At 32.0% G+C, this 24,903-nt stretch carries 19 protein-coding genes and 3 rRNA genes; 21 read left to right on the top strand and 1 reads right to left on the bottom strand.

What is annotated here, in order from left to right:
- The first annotated feature begins 37 nt into the window (after positions 1-37).
- The 17 genes from AACL10_RS03590 (at position 38) to AACL10_RS03510 (ending at position 17,889) form a co-directional block, all read left to right on the top strand.
- Positions 38-1,168 carry a phosphatase PAP2 family protein gene (locus AACL10_RS03590; RefSeq protein ID WP_338984656.1) on the top strand — a complete coding sequence of 377 codons (1,131 nt, stop codon included), beginning with the start codon at positions 38-40 and terminating at the stop codon, positions 1,166-1,168.
- A 116-nt stretch (positions 1,169-1,284) separates the two neighbouring features.
- Positions 1,285-2,508: a hypothetical protein gene (locus AACL10_RS03585; protein WP_338984654.1), complete on the top strand. Its 1,224-nt coding sequence runs from the start codon at positions 1,285-1,287 to the stop codon at positions 2,506-2,508.
- A 373-nt stretch (positions 2,509-2,881) separates the two neighbouring features.
- Positions 2,882-4,402, top strand: a 16S ribosomal RNA gene (locus AACL10_RS03580).
- Between the two features lie 295 nt (positions 4,403-4,697).
- A 23S ribosomal RNA gene (locus AACL10_RS03575) occupies positions 4,698-7,611 on the top strand.
- A 114-nt stretch (positions 7,612-7,725) separates the two neighbouring features.
- Positions 7,726-7,831 (top strand): 5S ribosomal RNA (gene rrf / locus AACL10_RS03570).
- Together the 16S, 23S and 5S rRNA genes form the textbook arrangement of a ribosomal RNA operon.
- A 66-nt stretch (positions 7,832-7,897) precedes the next feature.
- On the top strand, positions 7,898-8,404 hold the full coding sequence (locus AACL10_RS03565; RefSeq protein ID WP_338984652.1) for a hypothetical protein: 507 nt from the start codon (positions 7,898-7,900) through the stop codon (positions 8,402-8,404).
- Positions 8,405-8,510: 106 nt separating this feature from the next.
- Complete coding sequence (gene pheS, locus AACL10_RS03560) at positions 8,511-9,557, top strand: phenylalanine--tRNA ligase subunit alpha (protein WP_338984650.1); 1,047 nt, start codon at positions 8,511-8,513, stop codon at positions 9,555-9,557.
- Positions 9,558-9,571: 14 nt separating this feature from the next.
- Positions 9,572-11,980 carry a phenylalanine--tRNA ligase subunit beta gene (gene pheT / locus AACL10_RS03555; protein WP_338984648.1) on the top strand — a complete coding sequence of 803 codons (2,409 nt, stop codon included), beginning with the start codon at positions 9,572-9,574 and terminating at the stop codon, positions 11,978-11,980.
- Positions 11,980-12,480 carry a YceD family protein gene (locus AACL10_RS03550; protein WP_338984646.1) on the top strand — a complete coding sequence of 167 codons (501 nt, stop codon included), beginning with the start codon at positions 11,980-11,982 and terminating at the stop codon, positions 12,478-12,480. Before pheT ends, AACL10_RS03550 begins: the two co-directional genes overlap by 1 nt.
- A gap of 18 nt (positions 12,481-12,498) precedes the next feature.
- Complete coding sequence (gene rpmF / locus AACL10_RS03545) at positions 12,499-12,675, top strand: 50S ribosomal protein L32 (RefSeq protein WP_020836573.1); 177 nt, start codon at positions 12,499-12,501, stop codon at positions 12,673-12,675.
- An 86-nt stretch (positions 12,676-12,761) separates the two neighbouring features.
- Positions 12,762-13,088: a hypothetical protein gene (locus AACL10_RS03540; protein WP_338984639.1), complete on the top strand. Its 327-nt coding sequence runs from the start codon at positions 12,762-12,764 to the stop codon at positions 13,086-13,088.
- A gap of 121 nt (positions 13,089-13,209) precedes the next feature.
- Positions 13,210-13,641, top strand: a complete 432-nt coding sequence (gene mraZ, locus AACL10_RS03535; RefSeq protein WP_338984637.1) for a division/cell wall cluster transcriptional repressor MraZ — start codon at positions 13,210-13,212, stop codon at positions 13,639-13,641.
- Positions 13,641-14,585, top strand: a complete 945-nt coding sequence (rsmH, locus tag AACL10_RS03530) for a 16S rRNA (cytosine(1402)-N(4))-methyltransferase RsmH (RefSeq protein WP_338984634.1) — start codon at positions 13,641-13,643, stop codon at positions 14,583-14,585. Before mraZ ends, rsmH begins: the two co-directional genes overlap by 1 nt.
- Position 14,586: 1 nt before the next feature.
- Entirely contained in the window at positions 14,587-16,011 is a 1,425-nt protein-coding gene (locus AACL10_RS03525) for a hypothetical protein (protein WP_338984633.1), read from the top strand.
- Between the two features lie 23 nt (positions 16,012-16,034).
- A complete protein-coding gene (gene ftsZ / locus AACL10_RS03520) occupies positions 16,035-17,309 on the top strand; it encodes a cell division protein FtsZ (protein WP_338984631.1) in 1,275 nt (424 codons plus the stop codon).
- Positions 17,310-17,312: 3 nt separating this feature from the next.
- Positions 17,313-17,639: a cell division protein SepF gene (locus tag AACL10_RS03515; RefSeq protein ID WP_338984629.1), complete on the top strand. Its 327-nt coding sequence runs from the start codon at positions 17,313-17,315 to the stop codon at positions 17,637-17,639.
- Positions 17,640-17,730: 91 nt separating this feature from the next.
- Entirely contained in the window at positions 17,731-17,889 is a 159-nt protein-coding gene (locus tag AACL10_RS03510) for a hypothetical protein (RefSeq protein WP_338984627.1), read from the top strand.
- 176 nt (positions 17,890-18,065) lie between these two features.
- Here AACL10_RS03510 and AACL10_RS03505 read toward each other — a convergent pair whose 3' ends face one another.
- The gene (locus AACL10_RS03505) at positions 18,066-18,542 is read right to left on the bottom strand and encodes a hypothetical protein (protein WP_338984625.1); all 477 of its coding nucleotides are present in this window, start codon (positions 18,540-18,542) and stop codon (positions 18,066-18,068) included.
- A 71-nt stretch (positions 18,543-18,613) separates the two neighbouring features.
- Between AACL10_RS03505 and oppB the strand changes: the two genes are divergently transcribed.
- Genes oppB through oppF form a run of 4 tightly spaced genes read left to right on the top strand, consistent with a single transcriptional unit; the run spans position 18,614 to position 24,886 of the window.
- Positions 18,614-19,840 (top strand): oligopeptide ABC transporter permease OppB, encoded by a 1,227-nt coding sequence (gene oppB / locus AACL10_RS03500; RefSeq protein ID WP_338984623.1) that lies wholly within the window; start codon positions 18,614-18,616, stop codon positions 19,838-19,840.
- A gap of 13 nt (positions 19,841-19,853) precedes the next feature.
- Complete coding sequence (gene oppC, locus AACL10_RS03495; RefSeq protein WP_338984621.1) at positions 19,854-20,816, top strand: oligopeptide ABC transporter permease OppC; 963 nt, start codon at positions 19,854-19,856, stop codon at positions 20,814-20,816.
- Positions 20,817-20,829: 13 nt separating this feature from the next.
- Positions 20,830-22,719: an oligopeptide ABC transporter ATP-binding protein OppD gene (oppD, locus tag AACL10_RS03490; protein WP_338984619.1), complete on the top strand. Its 1,890-nt coding sequence runs from the start codon at positions 20,830-20,832 to the stop codon at positions 22,717-22,719.
- 4 nt (positions 22,720-22,723) lie between these two features.
- The gene (gene oppF / locus AACL10_RS03485) at positions 22,724-24,886 is read left to right on the top strand and encodes an oligopeptide ABC transporter ATP-binding protein OppF (protein WP_338984617.1); all 2,163 of its coding nucleotides are present in this window, start codon (positions 22,724-22,726) and stop codon (positions 24,884-24,886) included.
- The last annotated feature ends 17 nt before the right edge of the window (positions 24,887-24,903 follow it).

Raw genomic sequence — 24,903 nt, 5'->3', positions numbered from 1 at the left:
AATGACCTTCTTGTTAATTGTTTTTTAAGGGAATAATATGTTTTTTAAAAGTAATAAACAATACAAAATTTTAAAAATATTATTTATAGTGTTTTTTCTTTTTACATTTTTATCATTTATTTTATCTAGTATATATGATTTACAAATAAATAAGTTTTTTGCAAAGGGTATGGATATTTATGGTCTAAAAATATTTGTCTGAGTATATGAAGAACTTGGTATGACTCAATCGTATTTATTCATATTTCTTTTTATATCAATATATTTAGAAATAAAAAGAATAGAAAATAAAGAAAGTAAAATTTGAAACTTAGCAATTTGGATTTTTTACGGAGCCGTTTTTGTGTTTTGATTTACTGCAAATCTTTATTGAATAATTACAACAACTAAAATAGATGATGGATATGGACCTGGAATAAGTGGTTGATTCTTAGATTCTTACAAAATAAGACAAATAATATTGATAGTTTTATTTTTGTTAGAAACAACTGCTATGTCGCTAGTTTTTTATTATATAAGATTTAAATTTGTTAGGAGAAGCGATATTCTTTCATCTGGTTATAAGGTTGATGCTATTAAAGCTTTTAGTGCTTTTTTAACAACTAGCTTGATTGTTTATATAATGAAGGTTGTGTTTGGAAGACCTTACTTTTACAGTGTTGACTTTGAAAATATATTTTATTCAGATAGAGTAACAGATGAATGAAAAACATATTGAATAACAACAGGTCATAAAATCAAATCATGAGGTATTTATGATGTCGAAATAGATAGAGTTATGGGAGTAGATTATCTTCCTTGGTGACAAATTAATGATTTTTTTGGAAACTTTACAGATATATTTAAACCTCTAGGTACAGGTAAGGCTGGTTGGTGAAATATGGATTTTCCATCTGGTCATATGATCTCTTGTTTTACAATGTTGTATACTGCTTATTTCTTTTTGGGTGAAAAGAAAAATAGAAAGTTAAATTGAAAATTATGATCAATAATAGGTATTTGATTTTTACATATAAATACAATGCAATATACACAAATCATTTCTAGAACACATTGAATTTCTGACACTTCTTTTTCGATAATTCTTAGTTTAATAGTTATTATCTTTAACGGAAAAATTATAGATTGATTTAGAAATAAAAATCTGAATAAAACAAATACAAAATAACACAAAAGAAACACCTATAAAGGTGTTTTTTTTATTTCAATAATACTTGTCTTTACTTTTTTTTGGTGCTAAAATATCTATGTATTTTTAGGGCTATACAAGATAGGGGCAAATATATGAAAAAAGGTTTATTTTTTGGCGTTTTACTTTGATTATCAACGCTAATTTTAAGTTTTCTAGGGAGCTTTTTAATTGGGGGAAGCAATTTTTATGCATTCAACTTCCCACAAGAAAATTCAATATTTAATATTTTACAAATAGCAATAGTTATAGTAATTTCATTGTTATTTGTAATGGGTGTTGCTAGAATGGCAAAATCAAACGTTAAAGCATTAGTTATTTTATACACTTTATTAGGTGTTACTTTAGCTGGTGTTAATATTGCATTTTTAATACTTTTAAAACAAGCAGAAACATCATTTGTCGGAATAGACATTATGGCAAACATAATTATGTTGCCAATAGCATCTGCAACTGCATTACTTTCAATTATCCCTATGCTTAAAATGTCATCAGGATCACAAACAAAAGTGGTTAGACAAAAAACTACAGCAACTACAAATACAAATGAACCATTTAAACCAATGGTGTTAAGAGAAAATCCAAGTGAAGTTCCTGAATTCAATCCTGAATTCACTTCAACACCAAATGAAGAGACATTTAATATGTCAGATAAATTGGCTCAATTAAAAGAAGATATTAATAACAATAAATTCCATGAAGAATCAACTGAAGAGGAAACTGAAGATACAGTAAGTTTCGATAAAGAACAAGAAAACCTAACTTCAACACATGTAATAGATTGAGATGATGAAACAAAAACTCAAACTTTAGAGCATGATGATTATGGTCAATTTGAACCTCTACAAGGTCAACAAGAGCCGTCAGAGCCCGTAATGGACAGAGTTGCTCCTGTTAATAATATTCCTAAGTTAGATGAGTTACCACCTATTACAGAGCCTAAGGACCCTTATAAACAAACTATTGTTCCAAGAAGATCGGCTCAAAGAGCAGGTGATTTTGACAAGCCAATTGGTAATGTTGTTAAACCTTTATATGTTGAAAGAGTTGAAAGAAAAACTCCTAGAGTAGATGAAAACTACCAAGGAAAAGTATTCTTAGGAGATTCAGACAGAATCTGAGAAGCTATGAAAAAACAAGAAAGAAGATTAGCTCCTAAAGCTCCTAAAACAGATCATTTAGTAAGTAAATCAAATATAGTAAATAGCTTACAAAAAGAGAAAACTCAAACCATGGAAATAGATATAGACAAGATTTTGGACCCAGTAAATGACCAAAATGATGAAGATTTCACACCAACAATCGATTGAGATGATTAAAATAAAAAAGTTTAAACTTTTTTATTTTTTTTATGTTTTTTAGTTTTTAATATGTTATTATCTTTCTTGTCAATGAGAAATACCCATTTTTAAAGGGTTTTATTCCAAATTAGCGTTTTTTTTCAGAAATAGATTAATGTTTAAAAAAATGTCGAAATAGTATAAAAAATTTTAAAAAAAAATTAAAAAAGTATTGCTTATTGGTTTTAAATCATATATATTTTTATATGTCGTTGGTTGTGAAAAACTAACGTAAACGATCTTTGAAAACTAGATAGAACAACAACAACCAATTAATTTGTACAATTTATACAAGTTCAATTATTTGAGAATCAAGATATAGTCATGAATCAAAATTTTCACATTGATTAAATTTAATGAGAGTTTGATCCTGGCTCAGGATGAACGCTGGCGGCATGCCTAATACATGCAAGTCGAACGGGGTGCTTGCACCCAGTGGCGAACGGGTGAGTAACACGTATCTAATCTACCTTTTAGTGGGGGATAACAGTTGGAAACGACTGCTAATACCGCATACGACATCATTATCGCATGAGAAGATGTTGAAAGGCCCGTTTGGGTCGCTAGAAGATGAGGATGCGGCGTATTAGCTAGTAGGTGGGGTAAAGGCCCACCTAGGCGATGATACGTAGCCGAACTGAGAGGTTGATCGGCCACATTGGGACTGAGATACGGCCCAGACTCCTACGGGAGGCAGCAGTAGGGAATTTTTCACAATGGGCGAAAGCCTGATGAAGCAATGCCGCGTGAGTGATGACGGTCTTCGGATTGTAAAGCTCTGTTGTAAGGGAAGAACAGCTAGAAGAGGAAATGCTTTTAGTTTGACGGTACCTTACCAGAAAGCCACGGCTAACTATGTGCCAGCAGCCGCGGTAATACATAGGTGGCAAGCGTTATCCGGATTTATTGGGCGTATAGGGTGCGTAGGAGGTTAGTTAAGTTTGAGGTTAAAGCCCGGAGCTCAACTCCGGTTCGCCTTGAAAACTGGCTAACTAGAATGCAGGAGAGGTAGATGGAATTCCATGTGTAGCGGTGAAATGCGTAGATATATGGAGGAACACCAGTGGCGTAGGCGGTCTACTGGCCTGTTATTGACTCTGAGGCACGAAAGCGTGGGGAGCAAATAGGATTAGATACCCTAGTAGTCCACGCCGTAAACGTTGAGTACTAAGTGTCGGCATTAAGTCGGTGCTGCAGCTAACGCATTAAGTACTCCGCCTGAGTAGTATGCTCGCAAGAGTGAAACTCAAAGGAATTGACGGGGACCCGCACAAGTGGTGGAGCATGTGGTTTAATTCGAAGCAACGCGAAGAACCTTACCAGGGCTTGACATCCAGTGCAAAGCTACAGAGATGTAGTGGAGGCTAACATTGAGACAGGTGGTGCATGGTTGTCGTCAGCTCGTGCCGTGAGGTGTTGGGTTAAGTCCCGCAACGAGCGCAACCCCTATCATTAGTTACTAACATTCAGTTGAGGACTCTAATGAGACTGCTAGTGTAAGCTAGAGGAAGGTGGGGATGACGTCAAATCATCATGCCCCTTATGTCCTGGGCTACACACGTGCTACAATGGCTGATACAAAGAGTCGCAATCCTGTGAGGGGGAGCTAATCTCAAAAAGTCAGTCTCAGTTCGGATTGAAGTCTGCAACTCGACTTCATGAAGCCGGAATCACTAGTAATCGCGAATCAGCAATGTCGCGGTGAATACGTTCTCGGGTCTTGTACACACCGCCCGTCACACCATGAGAGTTGGTAATACCAGAAGCACGTATCTTAACCGTAAGGGGGGAGCGTACCAAGGTAGGATTAGCGATTAGGGTGAAGTCGTAACAAGGTATCCGTACGGGAACGTGCGGATGGATCACCTCCTTTCTATGGAGTATTCGTAGATTAAGAGAAAAAGCTGAGTGAAACGATAAAACAGCTTATGATTATATCTCGTTCTATCTAGTTTTCAGAGATTGTTTTTACGGGCCTTCGGGCCCGGACAATTTCTGTAAAGAAAATCGTTCTTTGAAAACTGAATATTAGATGAAAATAGACATTTTATTTTTCTTACGTTTATAAACAATATAAAACGTATTTAGTAACTTAATTTAGATTAATACTAAGAAAACTAAAATTTCATTAATTTTATAGATTATCTATATATGCAATAGGTTTTTCTTTAGAAAGTATAGTAAGGGCGTATGGTGAATGCCTTGGAAAATGGAGCCGATGAAGGACGCGACTACCTGCGAAAAGCGCCGGGGAGCTGGAAGTAAGCTTTGATCCGACGATGTCCGAATGGGGAAACCCAGCACGATTAATCTCGTGTTATCCATAACTGAATACATAGGTTATGAGAAGGGAACCTTGGGAACTGAAACATCTTAGTACCAAGAGGAAAAGAAAACGAATGTGATTCTGTCAGTAGCGGCGAGCGAAAGCGGAACAGGCCAAACCGGTCTACGGGCCGGGGTTGTAGGACTCATGTTGGAGTTACAAAGTTAGTGTATAGCAGAAGCTGTTGGGAAGCAGCGCCGCAGAGGGTGATAGCCCCGTATGCGAAATGCACTAACCTCGAGTGAGTATCCTGAGTACGGCGGGGCACGAGAAACCCTGTCGGAATCTACCCAGACCACTGGGTAAGCCTAAATACTACCATTTTACCGATAGTGAACCAGTACCGTGAGGGAAAGGTGAAAAGTACCCCGTGAGGGGAGTGAAATAGTACCTGAAACCATACGCTTACAAGAAGTCAGAGCCCGTTAATGGGTGATGGCGTGCTTTTTGTAGAAAGAGCCGGCGAGTTACGATATCGTGCAAGGTTAAGTGGAATCCACGGAGCCGTAGTGAAAGCGAGCCTTAATAGGGCGTTTAGTACGATGTCGTAGACACGAAACCAGGTGATCTAGCCATGAGCAGGTTGAAGTTAGGGTAAAACCTAATGGAGGACCGAACCAACGTTCGTTGAAAAGACCGTGGATGACTTGTGGCTAGGGGTGAAATTCCAATCGAACCTGGAGATAGCTAGTTCTCCCCGATATAGCTTTAAGGCTAGCGTCGAGGTAAAGGATTATGGAGGTAGAGCTCTGAATGTGTGATGGCCCCACCTAGGGGTACTGATCACAATTAAACTACGAATGCCATAATTTCATACTCGGCAGTCAGAACATGGGTGATAAGGTCCATGCTCGTGAGGGAAACAGCCCAGATCAACAACTAAGGTCCCTAAATTTACGCTAAGTGTGTAAGGATGTGGAAGTGCACAGACAGCTAGGATGTTGGCTTAGAAGCAGCCATCATTTAAAGAGTGCGTAACAGCTCACTAGTCGAGTGCTTCTGCGCCGAAAATGTACCGGGGCTTAAGCGTAGTACCGAAGTTTTGGATTTGGTAGCAATACCAAGTGGTAGGGGAGCGTTCTAATTGCGATGAAGTTCGACCGTGAGGACGGGTGGAGCGATTAGAAGTGATTATGCCGGCATGAGTAACGTTTGGGAGTGAGAATCTCCCATGCCGTTTGACCAAGGTTTCCTGGGCAAGGTTCGTCCACCCAGGGTTAGTCAGGACCTAAGGCGAGGCCGAAAGGCGTAGTCGATGGACAACAGGTTGATATTCCTGTACCACCTAATAAAGTGATGGAGTGACGGAGAAGGATAGTGGATGCCGGCTGTTGGTTATGCCGGTCTAAGCACAAAGAGGTGTACGTTGGCAAATCCGCGTACTGTAACCTTGAAGTGTGATGGGGAGTGAACGCTTCGGCAAGTAGCGAAGTCCATGACTCCACGCTTCCAAGAAAAGCTTCTAGCGTTAATTTATTAGGTGCCTGTACCTAGAACGAACACACGTGGTCAAGGAGAGAATCCTAAGGCAAGCGAGATAACTATAGCTAAGGAACTCTGCAAAATCACCCCGTAAGTTAGCGAGAAGGGGTGCTCACTTTACGTGAGCCGCAGTGAAGAGGAAGGGGCAACTGTTTAGCAAAAACACAGCTCTCTGCAAAGTCGTAAGACGAAGTATAGGGGGTGACGCCTGCCCAGTGCCGGAAGGTTAAGAGGAGATGTTAGCTTCGGTGAAGCATCGAATTGAAGCCCCGGTGAACGGCGGCCGTAACTATAACGGTCCTAAGGTAGCGAAATTCCTTGTCAGGTAAGTTCTGACCCGCACGAAAGGCGTAATGATCCCTTCGCTGTCTCGGCTATAGACTCGGTGAAATTTTAGTACCAGTGAAGATGCTGGTTACCCGCAACTAGACGGAAAGACCCCGTGGAGCTTTACTATAACTTAATATTGAATCTTGGTGTAACATGTAGAGGATAGGTGGGAGACTTTGAAGCGATCACGCTAGTGGTCGTGGAGTCATCCTTGGAATACCACCCTTGTTACATTGAGGTTCTAACCTAGACCCGTTATCCGGGCCAGGGACAGTGTTTGGTGGGTAGTTTGACTGGGGCGGTCGCCTCCTAAAATGTAACGGAGGCGCTCAAAGGTACCCTCAGTACGGTTGGAAATCGTACGAAGAGCGCAAAGGTATAAGGGTGCTTAACTGCGAGACTTACAAGTCGAACAGATGCGAAAGCAGGACTTAGTGATCCGGCGGTCCCGTGTGGAAGGGCCGTCGCTCAACGGATAAAAGTTACCCCGGGGATAACAGGCTGATCTCCCCCAAGAGTTCACATCGACGGGGAGGTTTGGCACCTCGATGTCGGCTCATCGCATCCTGGAGCTGTAGTCGGTTCCAAGGGTTGGGCTGTTCGCCCATTAAAGCGGTACGCGAGCTGGGTTCAGAACGTCGTGAGACAGTTTGGTCCCTATCTGTTGTGGGCGTAGGAAAATTGAGAAGAGCTGTTCCTAGTACGAGAGGACCGGAATGGACGCACCCCTGGTGCTCCTGTTGTCACGCCAGTGGCACAGCAGGGTAGCTATGTGCGGAAAGGATAATCGCTGAAGGCATCTAAGCGAGAAGCCTCCTTCAAGATGAGTTTTCCCATTCTTCGGAAGTAAGATCCCATGTAGACCACATGGTTGATAGGTTGGGTGTGTACGCACGGCGACGTGTTTAGCTAACCAATACTAATAGATCGAGGTCTTTCAAAGAAAAACCAAAACAAATTGCTTGTATAGATATATAAAATCATCTAGTATTCAGTTTTGAGAGTACGATTTAGTTTTCAAATGAAAACTTAGTCTCTCAGACAAAAACAACTTAAGATCTGGTGGTCATAGCGCTGAGGTCACACCTGTCCCCATGTCGAACACAGAAGTTAAGATCAGCAACGCCGACGATAGTATAATGCAAAAATAGGAAGCTGCCAGTTTAAGTTTAAAAAACCTACTCTTATGAGTAGGTTTTTTTTATACAATATTATTAATAAGAGGTATTTATGTTAATAGAACAAATAGCAAAGCGTTTTAAGAAGAAAATAATTAACCATGAAATAGAAGAAATTAAATTCAAATGGGAATTTGAAGATTTTTTTGATGTATTAAATATAAATATTTTCTTAACTATGATGCAACATCAATTAAAAACACAATACAACTTCAATCAAGAACAAGATGTTAGAGAAAAGGTTATCGGTATAAGAGAATCTATTGAAAAATGTGTTGATGTAGCTAAGAATACTCAAGTAAATACAAATAAGTTGGGTGTTTTGGATAATTTAATACATATGATCTATATGGAAATAAAAGAAATAATCAATGAAGGACTTATTTTGTATTTATTTTATGAAAAAATTCACTGTTCTGTTGAATATAAAGGACTATTATTTGATACAGATGACTATTTCAAGTTAAAATTAATGAATTTCAAAGAATCAATAGAAAAACATTTAAATAGTTTTTCTAAATCTTTGGATTTAAATGACAATAATGGTTATTCATTGTAAAAAGTAATAAAAATGGGTATTTTTTGATAAAAGAATTATCAAATATCTTATTTATCAAAATTATTTAGTATAATTAAATTGCTTTAAATTTAGGAAAGGTGTATTTATGTTAAAAAAAATAAATGATATATTGGATGGTTTTAATAAAAGATTTGAAACTATCAAAACAAAAGAAGAATTAGAAATGTTAAAAAAAGAGTTTGCTGGAAAAGATTCTCCATTAACTGAAATTCTTAAAAACTTAAAAACAGCTTCTCCTGAAGAAAGAAAAGAAGCTGGTCAAAAAGCTAATGAAATCAAAGAAGTTATCTTTGGTAAATTAAATGCTTTAAGTGATAAATTTGAAAACGAAGAATTAAAAAAAGTATTAGAAGCAGAGAAAATAGATTTAACATTATCTGGAGTTAACTTAAAAATGGGTACTAAACACCCTCTAAACCTTGTAATTGATGAAGTTTCATCTATTTTTACTGAATTAGGTTATGAAATGGTTGACGGAACTGAGTTTGAAACAGATGAATATTGTTTCCAAAAACTTAATATGCCAATAGGACACCCTGCAAGAGATATGCAAGATACATTATATATAGATGAGCACACAGTTTTAAGAACTCATGCAACAAACATGACAGCAAGAATGTTAACAGAAGCTGCAAAAACTGGAAATATTAATATGGCAGCTGTAAGTTATGGTAACGTTTATAGACGTGATGATGATGATGCAACTCACTCACACCAATTTATGCAAATGGACGTATTTGCTATTGGAGAAAAAGTTAGTTTTGCTAACTTAAAATGAGTTTTAGAATATATGTGTAAACGTTTATTCTCAGAAGACACAGTAATTAGAATGAGACCTAGTTTCTTTCCATTTACTGAACCTTCAGCAGAAGTTGATGTTAGATGTATAAACTGTAGTGGAGAAGGTTGTCCAATATGTAAATATACTGGATTTATCGAAATTTTAGGATCAGGTATGTTAGCTCCAGAAGTTATTGAAGCTAATGGTTTAGATCCTGAAAAAGTAACTGGTTTAGCATTTGGAGTTGGTATTGAAAGACTTGCAATGTTAAAATATGGTCTAAAAAACATAAGAGATATGTATGAAAACGACATTAGATTCTTAGATCAATTTAAATTCTTTGGAGATTAGAAAGTGAGATTAATATGTATTTAACAAGAAAATGATTAGAAAAGTTAATAGATTTAACTGGTGTTAAAAATGAACAAATTACTGTTGCATTAAACTCACTTGGTTTTGAAGTTGACTCATTTAAAGATTATTCATCTTTAAATGACAAACTTAAAATTGCTCATGTTGGTAATGTAACTCCAATGGAAGGAACTCACTTAAGTTTTTGTTTTGTGGATAAAGGTGAAGACTTAGTTTCTCCAATTGTTTGTGGAGCTAGCAACGTACAAGAAGGACAATATGTAATTCTTGCAGAAGCAGGTAAAAAAATATCTAACGGATTAAAGTTAGAAAACAGAGAAATCAAAGGAAAAATGTCAGAAGGAATGCTTTGTGCATTAACTGAACTTGGATTAAATCCAAAAGCTTTATCAGATAAAGAAAAAGATTGAATTTATCCAATAGTTACAAAAGAAGATACTTATTCAATGATAGGAAACGAAACAGCTTTAGAAGAAATTGGTTTCTTAGATGCTGTTTGAGAAGTTGATTTAACTTTAAACAGAAGTGATGCATTGGGAGCAATGCAATTAGCTAAGGAATTAGCTAATTACTTTGATAAAGATATAAATGACATGACAAAAAACTATACTTTTAAGACAAATTCTTTAACTTCACCTGTATCAATTAAAATTGATAAAGAAGTTGAAAAAGTTGTTAGAAGTGCAGCTATGCAAATGGTTGGCATTAAAGAAGTTATGAGTATTGGTGAAAAAGAATACAAAATTTATTCAAATCAAGATGTTTGATTAAAATTCAATGATGCTAAAACAACTCACAACTTCTGATTAGATTTAGCAAATGCTATAGCTATTGAAACAGGACAACCAGTATTGTTCTTAGATCCAAGTAAATTAAAATCTCAATTAGAAATTAAAAACAATAAAAATGCTGACCACAGTGTTAATTTACAATTGACAAGTGATGGTAATGTTATTTCTACTCTTGGAGTTGAAGTAAATGAAGAATTCTTACCAACAGTTGATTCAAAAGAAATATTGGTTGTATATCTTTCATTAGACCCAATCTTTATGAGAAAACAACAAAAAGAATTTAATACTTCAACAGTTGACTTACAAAGATATATGAAACCTGTAAGTTCAAAACTATACACAATAGCTCAAAATAGAGTTATGTACTGATTGGATCAATATAATATTTATGAATCAAACAGTGAACTTGAAATAGCTAAAGAATCAAGCGAACAACAAGCACAAGTTAGTGTTAAATTAGATTACATCCATAAATTAATGGGAGTAAATTTAACAGCTAAAGAAATAATTAACTTATTCAAAGCATTAGATTTTGAAATAGTTGAAAATGGTGATGAATTATTATTTAAAGTTGATGAATTTAGAACTGATATAGCACATAGTGCTGATATTGTAGAAGAAGTTACAAGAATTTATGGTTATGACAATGTTAAATCAATTCCGCCAAAAATTCTTTCAGATAACAAATCTAAAAAATTAGATTTACGTTTACAAAAACAAAACGAAAACTATTTATTAGGTCTTGGATTTACAAATATTAAAACTTATTCATTACTTTCAAGCGAAACAGTTGATAACTGAAACTTATTCAATATTAATAACCCAATAAACTTAATGAGTCCATTAAGTAAATTGAGAGAAACTTTTAGATTAAGTTTATCAAGATCAATTATTGAAACGGCAGCATTTAACTACTCAAAAGGTAATAAAAATGTTAAATTATATGAATTTGCAGATATCTACAACATGGATAACTTAAGACAAAGACATTTATCTGTATTAATTTCAGGAGATGTTATGAATCAAAAAGGTTATGACATATCAATTAAATCAAGTTATGCTTATTTAAAAGGTATTTGTGATTCAATATTACAAACATACAATATTGATTTAAATGATGTTTCATTCGATGTAAATGAAAAAGCACCAAATGAAATTCATCCATTTATTAATGCAAAAATTACTTTCGAGGGAAAAACATTAGGATTTATTTATAAATTAAACCCTAAATTTGAACAATCTCAAAAGTTAGATTCAACATTTGTTTTAGAATTAAATATAACTGAAGTTCAAAACACTAAAAATTCAGTGATTAGAGCTCAAGATATTTCTAAATTCCAAAAAACAACAAGAGATGTATCATTTATTTTAAACTCAACAGATAAATACTCACAAGTAATTAAAACTGTTGTTGAAGGTGTAAATCATTTAACAAAAGTAGAATTAATTGATATTTATCAAGACGAGAAACTAAAAGAAACAAATTCTAAATCAGTTTCTGTTTCATTTGAATTCAACAGTGTTGAAAACCAACTAACTGATCAAGAAGTTCAAAATGAATGAGATAAAGTATTAAGTAACTTATCTAAACTAAAAATAGAGGTGAGATAATGCTTAAAAAAGAAATAGAATTAAAGAAAATCATTAATTTAGACAATGATTTTGAAATAAGCTCTGATTTTAATATAAATCACGACTTAATTAAATCTATTGATAAAGTACATGTTAAAGGTATTTTAAATTACCAAGAAATAATGAAATCAGTTATTGTAAGCGCTACTATTACTGCATCAATTTCTGCAATTGATGCAAGAGATGGTAAAGAAATACAATTAAAAGATCAAAGTTATGAGTGAAATGAAGAATATTACTTTGAAGATGTAAACGATGATCAACATAACATCGTTTTGGGAGACAAATTCAACGTTTTAGACTATGCAATAGAGCAAATAGTTTTAAATATTCCTATGAATTTGACTAATAATTATGATAAAATTTCATTTGTCGGTAAAGATTACATACTTATGTCTGAAGATGAATACCAACAAGAACAAGAAAATCAAATAGATTCAAGATGAGATAAATTAAAAGATTTTAATTTTGAAGAATAAAACAACGGAGGTGTCAACATGGCTGTACCATTTAGAAAGACCAGTAAAGCTGCTAAAAACAAAAGAAGAAGTCACTTGGCTTTAGTAAGCTCAGCAATTATTTCATGTCCAAACTGTGGAAGTATGATCAAACCACATAGAGTTTGTCGTGAATGTGGTTACTACAAAAATAAAGAAGTTAAAAAAGTTGATTAATTAATAAATAAGAGCACTTAAAAAAGTGCTTTTTTTTTGTATTTTTTCAAACATTTGTCGATTAATTATTCTGGAGGAACTAAAAAATGATTAACAATATAAAAGAAATTTCTCAAAAAATTATTCCTTTATCAGCTCTTAACTCATTAAATGAGAATGGTTTTAACGTATTTGGTCATGAAGTAGATGAAAAAACCTTCTATGACATAGTAGAAAAAGCAGATCCAGTAACATCTGTTAGTTTATTAAGAAGTTTTTACTTATATTACAAAATTTACTTAAATAAATACTTTATAAGGCCATTATTGTTAAAGAACTGTCCCTCAATTGAAGAGGTTATGGAAAATGAAAGAAATTTAAAAATCAAAGTTAATAAAATTATAAATTCTTTAGAAAGAAAAATAATTCACTAAAAAAGAGCCTAAATAGGCACTTTTTTTGTTTAAAAGTGGGACAAAAAGTTTAAAAAAAACTTGAATATGTATTAAAGTGGTATATAATTGTTTATGTGTGGGAGAAAGTGGGTGACTTTGCATGTTATTCGGAAAATTTGAACATAATTTGGATGATAAATCTAGACTTACAATACCTTCAAAGCTACGTAATAAGTTGGGCGAACTTGTTTATGTAACAAGAAGTATTGATGGGAACTGTCTAGAAATTAGAACTCCTGAAAACTTCAAAGAATGATATAACGAGTTAAAGTCACAAAGTGCACTTTCTACTTCAACACGTACTGTTGTTAGAACAATCTTTTCAAATACTGATGAATTATCAATTGATAATGCTGGAAGAATTAAAATTCCTGCAAACTTATTAGAAGAGGTTGGAATTTCAAAAACTGTTCAAATTACCGGGGCTGGTGAATGAATAGAAATTTGAGACAAAGAAAAGCATCTAACTTATGATAAAGATGCTAAAGTTCAGTTGGTTGATGCAGCTGAGAAATTGGGCGGAGTAAATTAATGGCACAAGAACATACATCTGTTTTGCTTAATGAATCTATTGATTTGTTAAATATAAAAAACAACGGGATTTATGTTGACTGTACTCTTGGGCGAGCAGGTCACAGTGCTGAAATTTTAAAAAAATTAGATCAGGGACATTTATATGCAATTGATCAAGATAAAGACGCAATTGCTATAAGTAGAAAAAAACTTGAAGATATATCAAGTAATTTTACTATTTTAGAAGGTAATTTTGCAGATATCAAAGTTCTACTTTCTTTAAATGGGATTAAAAAAGTAGATGGTATTTTATATGATTTGGGAGTTTCAAGTCCACAATTCGACAAAGCAGATAGGGGTTTTAGTTATCGCTTTGATTCAGAATTAGACATGAGAATGGATCAACAAAATACAAAAGTAACTGCAAAGCAAGTTGTTAATACGTTTGATGAAAAACAACTAGCTGACATTTTCTTTCAATATGGTGATGAAAAGTTTTCATGAAATATTGCAAAAAAAATAGTAGAAAAAAGACAAGTAAGTGAGATAAAAACTACATTTCAATTAGTTGAAATTATAAAAGAGTGTTTACCTCAAAAAGTTCTTAAGCAAAAAAAACACCCTGCAAAAAAGGTTTTCCAAGCATTAAGAATATATGTTAACAATGAACTTGAAGTTTTAAAAAGATCTTTAAGTAATTCATTAGAATTATTAAATCCAGGAGGAGTTATTGCAGTAATAACTTTCCACTCTTTAGAAGAAAAGATTATTAAAGACATTTTTAAGACTAAAACAACATCAAAAGAAGATAAGTTCCTAAGTAAACTTCCAGTTAACATGGAAGTTAAAAAAGACTTTGAACTTGTAATAAAAAAACCTGTCATAGCAGGTGAAAAAGAATTAGAAGAAAATAGGAGAGCTCATAGTGCTAAACTTTGAGCTATTAGAAAGGTTGGTGAATAAAATGCAAAACGAAACTTATGCAGTTATTGAAATAAGTAAGAAATATATTAAATTTGCTGTAGGTAAATACAAAAAAAACATTGGTTTAAAAGTTGTTTTCAAAGATAGAGAAAAGAACAAAGTTAGTTGACTTACAGAAAATAATGATATAGTTGATACAAACATTGTTTCTCATAGATTAGCAAGAATGATCAACAAATACGAATCAATATACAAAGAGAAAATTGAAAGAGTATCAATAGTTTATCCTACAGGATCACTTCAAATAAAAGATGCTTCTCCAAGTGTATTTGTTGAAAATCCAGATAAAGTTATAAGACCAGAACACATTAAAACTTTATATAAACATTCTAGAAAAGTAGTTTATGATGAAAACTTAGTTGTAACAAACATAAAACCTTATGAATTCAAACTAAATAACTTTCACAGTGTTGCAAAACCACCAATCGGTATAAAAGCTAACATAGTTTCTATGAATGCAAAAGTTTATACAACTGAAAGACATATTGTTGAATCGTTTGATAAAGTTATTAAAAATCTAGGAATAGAAAAATTGGTTGTAGCAAGTCACTTATATACACTTGCAAAACAATGTAGTGATGGGCTAAACTTTAGAGACACATTTGCATTAATAAACTGAAATTGAGATTGCATTGATATTGGTTTCTTTTCAAGAGAAACTCTTGTTAAAAAACAAACAATTAACTTTGGTATAAAAAATATCATTGAAAATGTAGCTACTCAAATGGCAGCTAAATTTGATATTGCTGATAAATATATATTTAAATTATTGAACTTTTCATCAAGCACTCTAGATAACACTGTTATTTACAGAAAATATCTAGCTAATGAAAAAAGAACTTATGAACTTAGAGCAATAGATTTAAAAAATATTTTATTAGAAGAAATGAATGCTGTTATAGATAAAGCTGATGTATTAATTTCAAGAGAAATGCAAAATGTTAAAAACTTTAAAGTTTATCACACAGGAAAAATAACTGAAATAGCAGGATTTGAAAAAATATTGCTAAGAAGTAACTACAAAAATATTTCTGAAATATACTATTCATTAGTTACTGGAGCAAGTGAGATTTGAACCACTTCATTATGTGGAATGATTAAACATTCACGTGCAGTTAATAAAACTCAAAAAGAAATCAAAACAAGTACAGCTATATATCCTAATCCAAAAATGGTTGTTGCACCTCAAGTTCAGCAACAACCAATCATGCAAGGAAGACCTGCTGTACAAAATGTGCCTATGGCTCAACAAAATAGGCTTATGGCTCAACAAGGTTTTGCACAACAAAACCAAAGAGCTAATTACCAACAAATGAATCATCAACAAATGATGTTTCAACAAAATTATCAAAACAATGAAAACTATTTAAAAAATGGTATTATAAATACGCAAAGAAATAAATAAATAATAAGGTGAGGAAAAAATATATGTCTACAAAATTAGATTTAAATCAAAATGCCAAGATCAAAGTTATTGGTGTTGGTGGTGGAGGTTGTAACGCAGTTAACAGAATGGTTGATGACAACGTTCAAGGAGTTGACTTTATAGTTGCAAACACTGATGCTCAAGTTTTAGCTGCAAGTGCTGCACCAACTAAAATTGTTTTAGGTGAAGAATTATCAAAAGGTTTAGGAGCAGGGGCAAACCCAGAAATCGGTAAACAAGCTGCTATTGAATCAGAAGAAGAAATTAAAAACGTATTAAAAGGATCAGACTTAATCTTTGTTGCTGCCGGAATGGGTGGAGGAACAGGAACAGGTGCTGCTCCTGAAATTGCTAGAATCGCTATGGAAACAGGAGCATTGGTTATTGCTATTGTTACAAAACCATTTAGATTTGAAGGAAGATTAAGAAATTCTTATGCTGTTCAAGGGTTAAATGAATTAAGAAAATATGTTGATTCAATTATTATTATTTCAAACGATAGATTATTAGAAATTATTGGAGGAATTCCAGTTCAAGATTCATTCAGAGAAGCTGATAACATCTTAAAACAAGGGGTTCAAACAATTACTGACCTAATTGCAGTTCCTGCTGTAATTAACTTGGACTTTGCTGACGTTAGAACTGTAATGAAAGGTAAAGGAAATGCTTTATTTGGAATCGGAATTGGTTCTGGAGAAGATAAAGCAATTGAAGCTGCAAACAAAGCTATTACTTCTTCATTATTAGAAACTTCAATTCGTGGAGCAAAAGATGCAATTATTAACGTTACTGGTGGAAAAACAGTTTCACTTAACGATGCATATGATGCAGTTGATATTGTACAACAAGCAAGTGGAGAAGATGTAAACATTATCTTTGGTATTGCGATCAATGAACACTTGGATGATGATTTAATTGTTACTGTTATTGCAACTGGATTTGATGATGAATATGTTGCACCAACTTTAAACAATCAACAATCAACACCAGTAGTTGAACAATATTCAGCTCCTCAACAACAATCTCAACCTTCATTTGAAGAAGAAAGACAAGTTGAAACTGCTTATGAACAAAGAACTTCATTTATGGCTAACCAAGATAAAAGACCAGAATATGTAAAACAAACTGAAGAAGAAAACAAACATGTTCAAGACAGAATGGGTCAATGAAAACAAGCTAACGTTGCTGGTCAACAACCACAAGTAGCTCAAAAAATTGAAGATACTGCTGAAGATGGAGATGGAGATTTCCCAACTTTCTTAAGAAAGAAATGATAATTAATGGGATTATTTAACAAAAAACAAGAAAATATTGTTGAAAAACAAGAAACTCTTGAAAATAAACAAGAAGATTACAATACAGCTTCTGCTGTTATAACTGAATTTAATGAGGAACATGTAACTCACTTTTTACCTCACAGTTATGATGACACAAAGCAAATTGCTGATTGTTTACTAAGGTTCAAAAATGTTACAGTTAAATTAACTGAAATTGAACGAGAAGAGAAGAAAAGATTAATAGATTTCTTAACGGGTGTTATGTATGCACTTGAAGGAGATTACAAAAAAATAGACACAGGCGTATATTACTTCTGAATAGGCAACTAGATGCCTATTTTTTTGTATTTAATCTGGTTTTTTATTGAAATTATAACTTCCTTTTGCTAGTATCTTATTAGGCGATGAAGGAGACCAAAAAATGAAAGCACTATTGACCATTAAAAAATTCAATAAACCGGCTGCCTTTTTTGCGTTTTCTACATTGTCATTTAAAAATATGTTTTTTAAAGACAATGCGAATTTAGACAATAAAATGGCTATGTACTGCGCAGCACAACACATGGCGCAATGATCGTAATTGTTTATAAATTAAACAAAAGTTTTAAATGATATTTTCAATAAAATTCAATTTTATTTGTAGTATTTAATATTTAAAAGAATGATTTATTTTATAAACAGTTAGGATAACAATGTACCTAAGCTTTTTATAAATCTATCATTCTTTTTTTATTAAGTTAAAAAAAAATTACACCTCTAGGGTGTAACTCAAATAATAATTGAAGTTATTGTCAATACCAAGCAGATTAATAAGGCTATTTTAGAAATTCTTCTTAAAAAGCCTTCCTCTTCTGATAGAGTGGTTTGATACCTTCTTCTTGTGTCATTATAGAACTTTGCAACTTGTCTGTTCTTGATATATCCAATGATTAATCAAGTTAACAGAGCAATCAAAGCACTTGCTGTAGTTATTCATTCAGTTTTAGAGAAATCTTTAAATGCAAAGATTCCTAAAATAAAACTGATTCCAATAACACCAGCACTTATTCCTAGCGCAATTAGATAGTCGTATCACCTTAGTTTCTTAGATTCAATATATCTGGTTTGTGAACCAATTGGATCTCTTGAAACCTCACTCACTTTATCTTGTACTTGTTGTTTGTGGGCTTGTTTTTCTTGCTCACGTAAATCTTTTAATTTTTGAAAATTACTTGTTTTATTTTTATCTTTCATTTAAATCACCTTTATAGATATTATATAGGTTTTAAAGATCAAAAATAAACTAGAAAGGATAACTTAAACTTATGGAAACAAAAGTTAATGGCTCAGAAAAGAGTGAAGATTCGCTCCTTGAGTTGTTTGATGAAATCAGTCTTAAAGAAGAAATCAAACAAACTAAAACAAGCCATATAGAGAATTTAAAAAGTGGTTTTAATAAAACTCAGCAAAACTTTAATGAATTTATGCAAAAAAACCCTTTATTATCTTATTCTCTGAAAAGAATTTTATATGCATTTATAACACTTTATATTGCAATAGCAATAGTGTTTGTAATGTTAAGAGTTGTAACTACAGATGGTGCATATTTAGCAGATATAGATTTAGCAAAACATGGAATTATTTATGGTTCTGAAGAATATTACAATCTATTGGAAAATAGAATGAAAATGTTTGGAGTTTATGGACCAATGATTCAACAAATGTTTATTTATTTAAGAAATATAACACCATTTATACCTAAACATATTATATTAGATCCTAAAATTTCAAACTCAGGAGCTATTTCTGGAGAAGTAGTAACTATGTGATTTTACTTAGGAGTGTTTATGAATAAGGCTAGTGGTGGAGCGCCAGGAACATTAGTTCAAGACGCTTTTGCTAAATCAATTCCTATCTCATTTAAAATAGGAGCAATTGGAGTAACTCTTTCTTATCTTGTAGGAGTACCTTTAGGTATTCTTGCTGCTAAAAACAAGGAGAAATCAGCTGACAATGCAATAAACGGTACTAGTTTAATTATTAGTGCAATACCAGCGTTGGTTATTATTTCTCTGCTATACAAAATGTCAATTTATGTATTTGGAGCACAAGGGTCATTTGATAACTCTAACTTTGGTACAAAAATTTGACCAGTAATAGGGGTAATGTTGTTGGTTATGCCAATGATTATCGTTAATACAAGAAGGTTTGTTCTTGACGAAATGACTGCAGATTATGCAAAATTTGCATTATCAAAAGGATTAAGTGAAAAATACGTATTCTACGTTCACATCTTTAGAAATGCTGGGGTTAGATTAGTTAAAACATTACCAGAAATATTTGTATTAACATTATTTGGATCAAGTATCTTAGTTGAAAGACATTGATCAATTGATGGTATGAGTAAATTTATTCTTAACGGGGTTTCTAACAAAGATACATTCGTTGTTTTAGGATATATTTTCGTATCAGCTTCAGCTGGAGTATTCTCAAGTTTAATTGGGGACTTACTACTTGCAACATTAGACCCAAGAATAAAACTAACAAAATAGAAGGGAATTATTTATGGAACAAAAACAATATACAAAAGAAGAAATGAATTCTATAGATGGTTCACTCTTCAAAGTAGTTGGTGCAAAGCACGAAGAATCAGAAAGAATTACAAATAAACCATATAGTTACTGAAAATCAGTATTTACTAGAGTTGGTAAATCAAAAACATTCATTATTTCATTATCATTATTAATAGCAATAATCATTATGGCATGTTCAATTGGAATTGGAAAAGAACCAGTACCAATTGACAGACCTGGTATAGACTTTGAAGCACCAAGTTGACAACATATATTTGGATTAGGTAAATTTGGTGAAGATTTATGAACTAAAATGTGAATTGGAACAAGAACAACATTGATATTTACATTCTTTGTTGCTTCAATTCAAATTTTATTAGGAATTTTATTAGGATCAATTTGAGGGTTTTTCTCAAAATTAGACCTAGTATTTATTGAAATTACTAGATTTCTTACTCTTATTCCATCATTAATATTATGATTGATGGTTATCTTCTTATTTGGAGGAACTACATCAATTCCAGTATTGATATTTGGTATATCACTTACAAGTTGAATCACTTTAGCAGCAGTTATTAGGGTTCAAATTATGCTTGTAAGAAATGCAGAATACAACATTGCATCTAGAGTTTTAGGAACACCAAGTTCAAAAATCATTAGAAAAAATATTATGCCAAAAATCTTACCAATAGTTATTCAAACATCAACATTTGCAATCCCAACAGCTATAGCTATCGATGCATTACTTGCATACTATAACTTTGGATTTGTAACTAACACATTAGATCAAGCATCATTAGGATCAATTTTAAATGAATTGCTAACTGGATCAGATTGAGAAGTGTATCCACACTTATTAATTATCCCTGTAGCCTTTGTAGGGGGAATATCATTATTATTCTTCTTAGTAGGTAAAGTATTTGCCGATTCATTAGATCCTAAAACACATAGATAGGAAGTAAAAAATTATGAACAAAGAAAATAGAATTATATCTGTTCGTGACATGGAAGTTAAATTCCAAGTTAGAGGTAATTTTTTAACTGCTATTAGAAATGTTGATTTAGATTTATATGACCAAGAAATCCTTGCAATCGTAGGAGAATCTGGAAGTGGTAAATCAGTTATTACAAAAACATTCACAGGAATGTTAGAAGCAAATGGTTGAGTAAGTAATGGTTCTATTGTTTATAGACCTAACAAAGAAACTCTTTCAGATGAAGGGGCATACTTTAAAGAACCTATAGACATAGTTAACTTACAAAGTCCTTTAATATCAAAAGATGTTATTAAAAGTGTATTAAAAGTAAATAATGAAAAAATAAAAGAAATTTTAAAAGAAATCAAAGAATTATATAAATTAAATCCCAAATATATTGGAGATTTAGAAAGACAAGAATTAAAAAAATTAAGATTAGAAAAACAAATTGAATCAGAACAAAATGAAACAATTTTAAATCGTTTAAAACAACAATTACAAGATATAACAGAAGAGTTAAACTCTCGCTTACTAGACGAAGCTACAATTTCATCTACTAAAGAAATTAATAATAATAAATACAATATATTATTAGAAAAAAGAAAACAACAACTAAATGTTTTAAATGAAAACATTGGTTTTGGTGGAAGCAATAGACATGCTAACAAAATAATTAAAACAGAGTTAAAAATTAAAGCTGTTGAAGAAACTATTAATTTAATTAATAGTGATTCAAAAAGAGATGAATTAGTTACTTTAAAATTAGAAAAAATCCTAAAATTAGAAATGGATATTAATAAAGTTAAACCATTAAGTATGAGTAACAGAAATACTGTTTCAAAAATTACTTCAATGATAGAAAAATTTATTGAAACTGAAGAGCAATGAACAGAAGAAGAAAAAGATTTTGCTGTTAAGTACTTTGCAAACAAAGACTACTTAAATAGATTTGAAAACGAATTACAAGAGATTTGTTTATCAATTATCGAAAAAAATACTTTAGATAAAGATCACTTTAATAACATTTTAGTTGACTGAAAAAGAATCAAAAACACTGATTTAGTTAATAAAGTAAAGGCTTTAAAAGAAATTAGACAATTAAGAGGAAAAACTATTTCAACAATTTTCCAAGATCCTATGACTTCTTTAAACCCATTATTACCTGTAGGATTCCAAATCACAGAGGTATTAAGAAAACAAGTTGGTTTAAACAGAAAAGAAGCTAAAGAAGAAGCAATTGAATTGCTAAGAAAAGTTGGAATACCAAATCCTGAAAAACGTTTCAAAGATATTCCAGGAAGATATTCTGGAGGTATGCGTCAAAGAGTTGTTATTGCAATTGCTCTTGCTGCAAGACCAAAAATATTAATTTGTGACGAACCAACAACTGCGCTTGACGTTACAATTCAAGCTCAAATCTTAGACTTGATTAAAGAATTACAAGCTGAATACAAATTCTCAGTAGTATTTATTACTCACGACTTAGGAGTTGTTGCAAAAATTGCAGATAGAGTTGCAGTTATGTATGCTGGACAAATAATTGAAGTAGGAACAGCAAGAGAAATCTTTGATGATCCAAAACATCCATATACTTGAGCATTATTATCTTCATTACCTCAATTAGGTAAAAAAGGAGATGACTTATTCTCAATCGAAGGAACACCGCCATCATTATTTAATGAAATAATAGGTGATGCATTTGCTCCAAGAAACAAATATGCATTGGAATTAGATTACATTAAACAACCTCCAATGTTCAAAGTTACTGATACTCATTTTGCAAAAACATGATTATTAGACCCACGTTCTCCAAAAGTGGAAAAACCAAATATATTAAAAGACTTACGTAAACGTATTGAAGAAGCAGAAAAGGTAGGATAAAACTATGTCAGTAAACAAAGATGTACTTTTAAACATTAGGGATTTAGTAATAGAATTCCGTGCAAAAGGTAAAAAATTTAGAGCTGTTAAAGAAACTAGTTTTGACATCTACCGTGGTGAAATATTTGGTTTAGTAGGAGAATCAGGAAGTGGAAAAACTACAATTGGTAGAGCAATAGTTGGTGTACAACCATTAAAAGATGGTGCCATCTATATGGATGACAACATTGTTGCAGGAAGACCAACAAGTTTATACACATTAAACAAAGAGATATCAAAAAAACTTGATAATATGACATTTAAAATGAATATTACTTCAAAAGAAATTCAATCAAGACTAGATGGTCTTAAAGCTTTATATGAAAATTTCTTAGAAAATCCAAGAGAATTAACTCACAAAGATTTAGAGAAATTTGCTAAAGGTTCAAAATTGAAATACTTAAAAGATATCTTATTAGAAAACTTAAAATATATTAATTCTATTCTTAAAAACGAAGATAGAATGATCAAATTCGTAGATAATTTAAATTCTTATGTTCCTGAAGTTTCAAAAGAACTTGAAAAATCAGTTCTTTCAAAACTAAAAGAAACAAGAGAAACTATTATTTCTATGAAAGAAAATGCTGATGAAATTTATGTGCAAATTCAAGAAATTGCATCATATAGAGATTCAATTGAAATAGTTGAAGCTTCAAAAATGGAATCAGTTGTTAAAAAAATTCTTTGATTATGAAAAGTTGTTACAGACAACCAAAAAGAATTTTTATCTAAATTGGAATGAGCAAAATCATTACAATTCCAATTACATGCTTTATCATCACCAATGAACAGAAGACAAAAATTCATTGATTATTACAATAAATTAATTTATGTAAACAGAAATGAATTCTTTGAGGAATGTTTAAAACAATTCCAAATCATGAAAGACAATGGTGCTGATTCATCTGATAAAGAATATAAAAAATTAGATTTCTTTATTAGAGATTTCTGATCAAAGAAAAACTTGAACTTAAGTGCAAGTAAAGAAATATTAAAAACTTTATCAGAAGAAAAAGTTGTAAGTGAAAAAGTTAAATCTTTAGCTTCAAAACTAAAAAATACTGATTTTGAAAACTCTATTAAAGAATTGGTTTCAAAAGAGGGAAATGTAAATGAAACTAAATTAGAAGAACTTAAAAAAGAATTTAAATATATTTCAAAAATTGTTGAAAGAAACATCGTAAAAGATAGAGAATCAATTGAAACTTTCTATGCTTGAAAAGGTATTGAAATTTCATATACACAAGAAGAAATAGATTCATTTGTTGAATTAACAGAATTCTTAGATTTACCTTCAATTGATGAAATAATCAAAGATTCATACTTATTTAAAGTTCAATCAAAACAACAAAAAAGAGAAAACAGAAGAAATATTCAAATGATTTTCCAAGATCCAGGTTCATCACTAAATGATAGAATGGCTATTGAAGAAATCATTGCAGAGGGTATGGAAAACTTCCCTGACCTTTACAAAGGTGAAGAGGCAAGAGAGTTATATGTAAGAGAATATAACGAAGCAAACCCAAATGAAAGAATTACTTTAGATGAAGCAACACCTGCTAAGGTTAAAAAACACATAATCTTAAAACTTATAAATGCAGTTGGATTACTTCCAGAACATTTATCAAGATATCCTCATGAATTCTCAGGAGGTCAAAGACAACGTGTTGGTATTGCTAGAAGTTTAGCAATGAGACCAAAAGTTATTGTTGCTGATGAACCAATATCTGCTCTTGACGTTTCAATTAGAGCTCAGGTATTGAACTTATTTAAAAAATTCCAAGAAGAATTAGGAATTACTTATGTCTTTGTTGCCCATGACCTATCTGTTGTTCGTCACATTGCTGACAGAATTGCAGTTATCTATCATGGACAAATAGTTGAAATTGCACCAGCAGAAGAGTTATTTAAAAATCCTCTTCACCCTTATACAAGAGCGCTATTATCTGCAATTCCAATTCCAGAACCCGATCTTGCAAAACAAACTAAGTTAGTGGTTTATGATGCAGAAGAAGAACACAAAGATTACATCTTTGATTTACCTTACTTTAAAGAAATAACAAAAGATCATTTTGTTTGAGCTAATAAAAGAGAAATTAAAGAAATTAAGAAATTAGTAAAGAAATAAACAACGAAAGGAAGATT

Origin of the sequence: Spiroplasma endosymbiont of Diplazon laetatorius (genome assembly GCF_964019625.1) — a bacterium.
GTDB lineage: Bacteria > Bacillota_I > Bacilli_A > Mycoplasmatales > Mycoplasmataceae > Spiroplasma_A.
The sequence above is the reverse complement of the archived record's forward strand: the minus strand, read 5'-3'. Positions and strand labels throughout refer to the sequence as shown.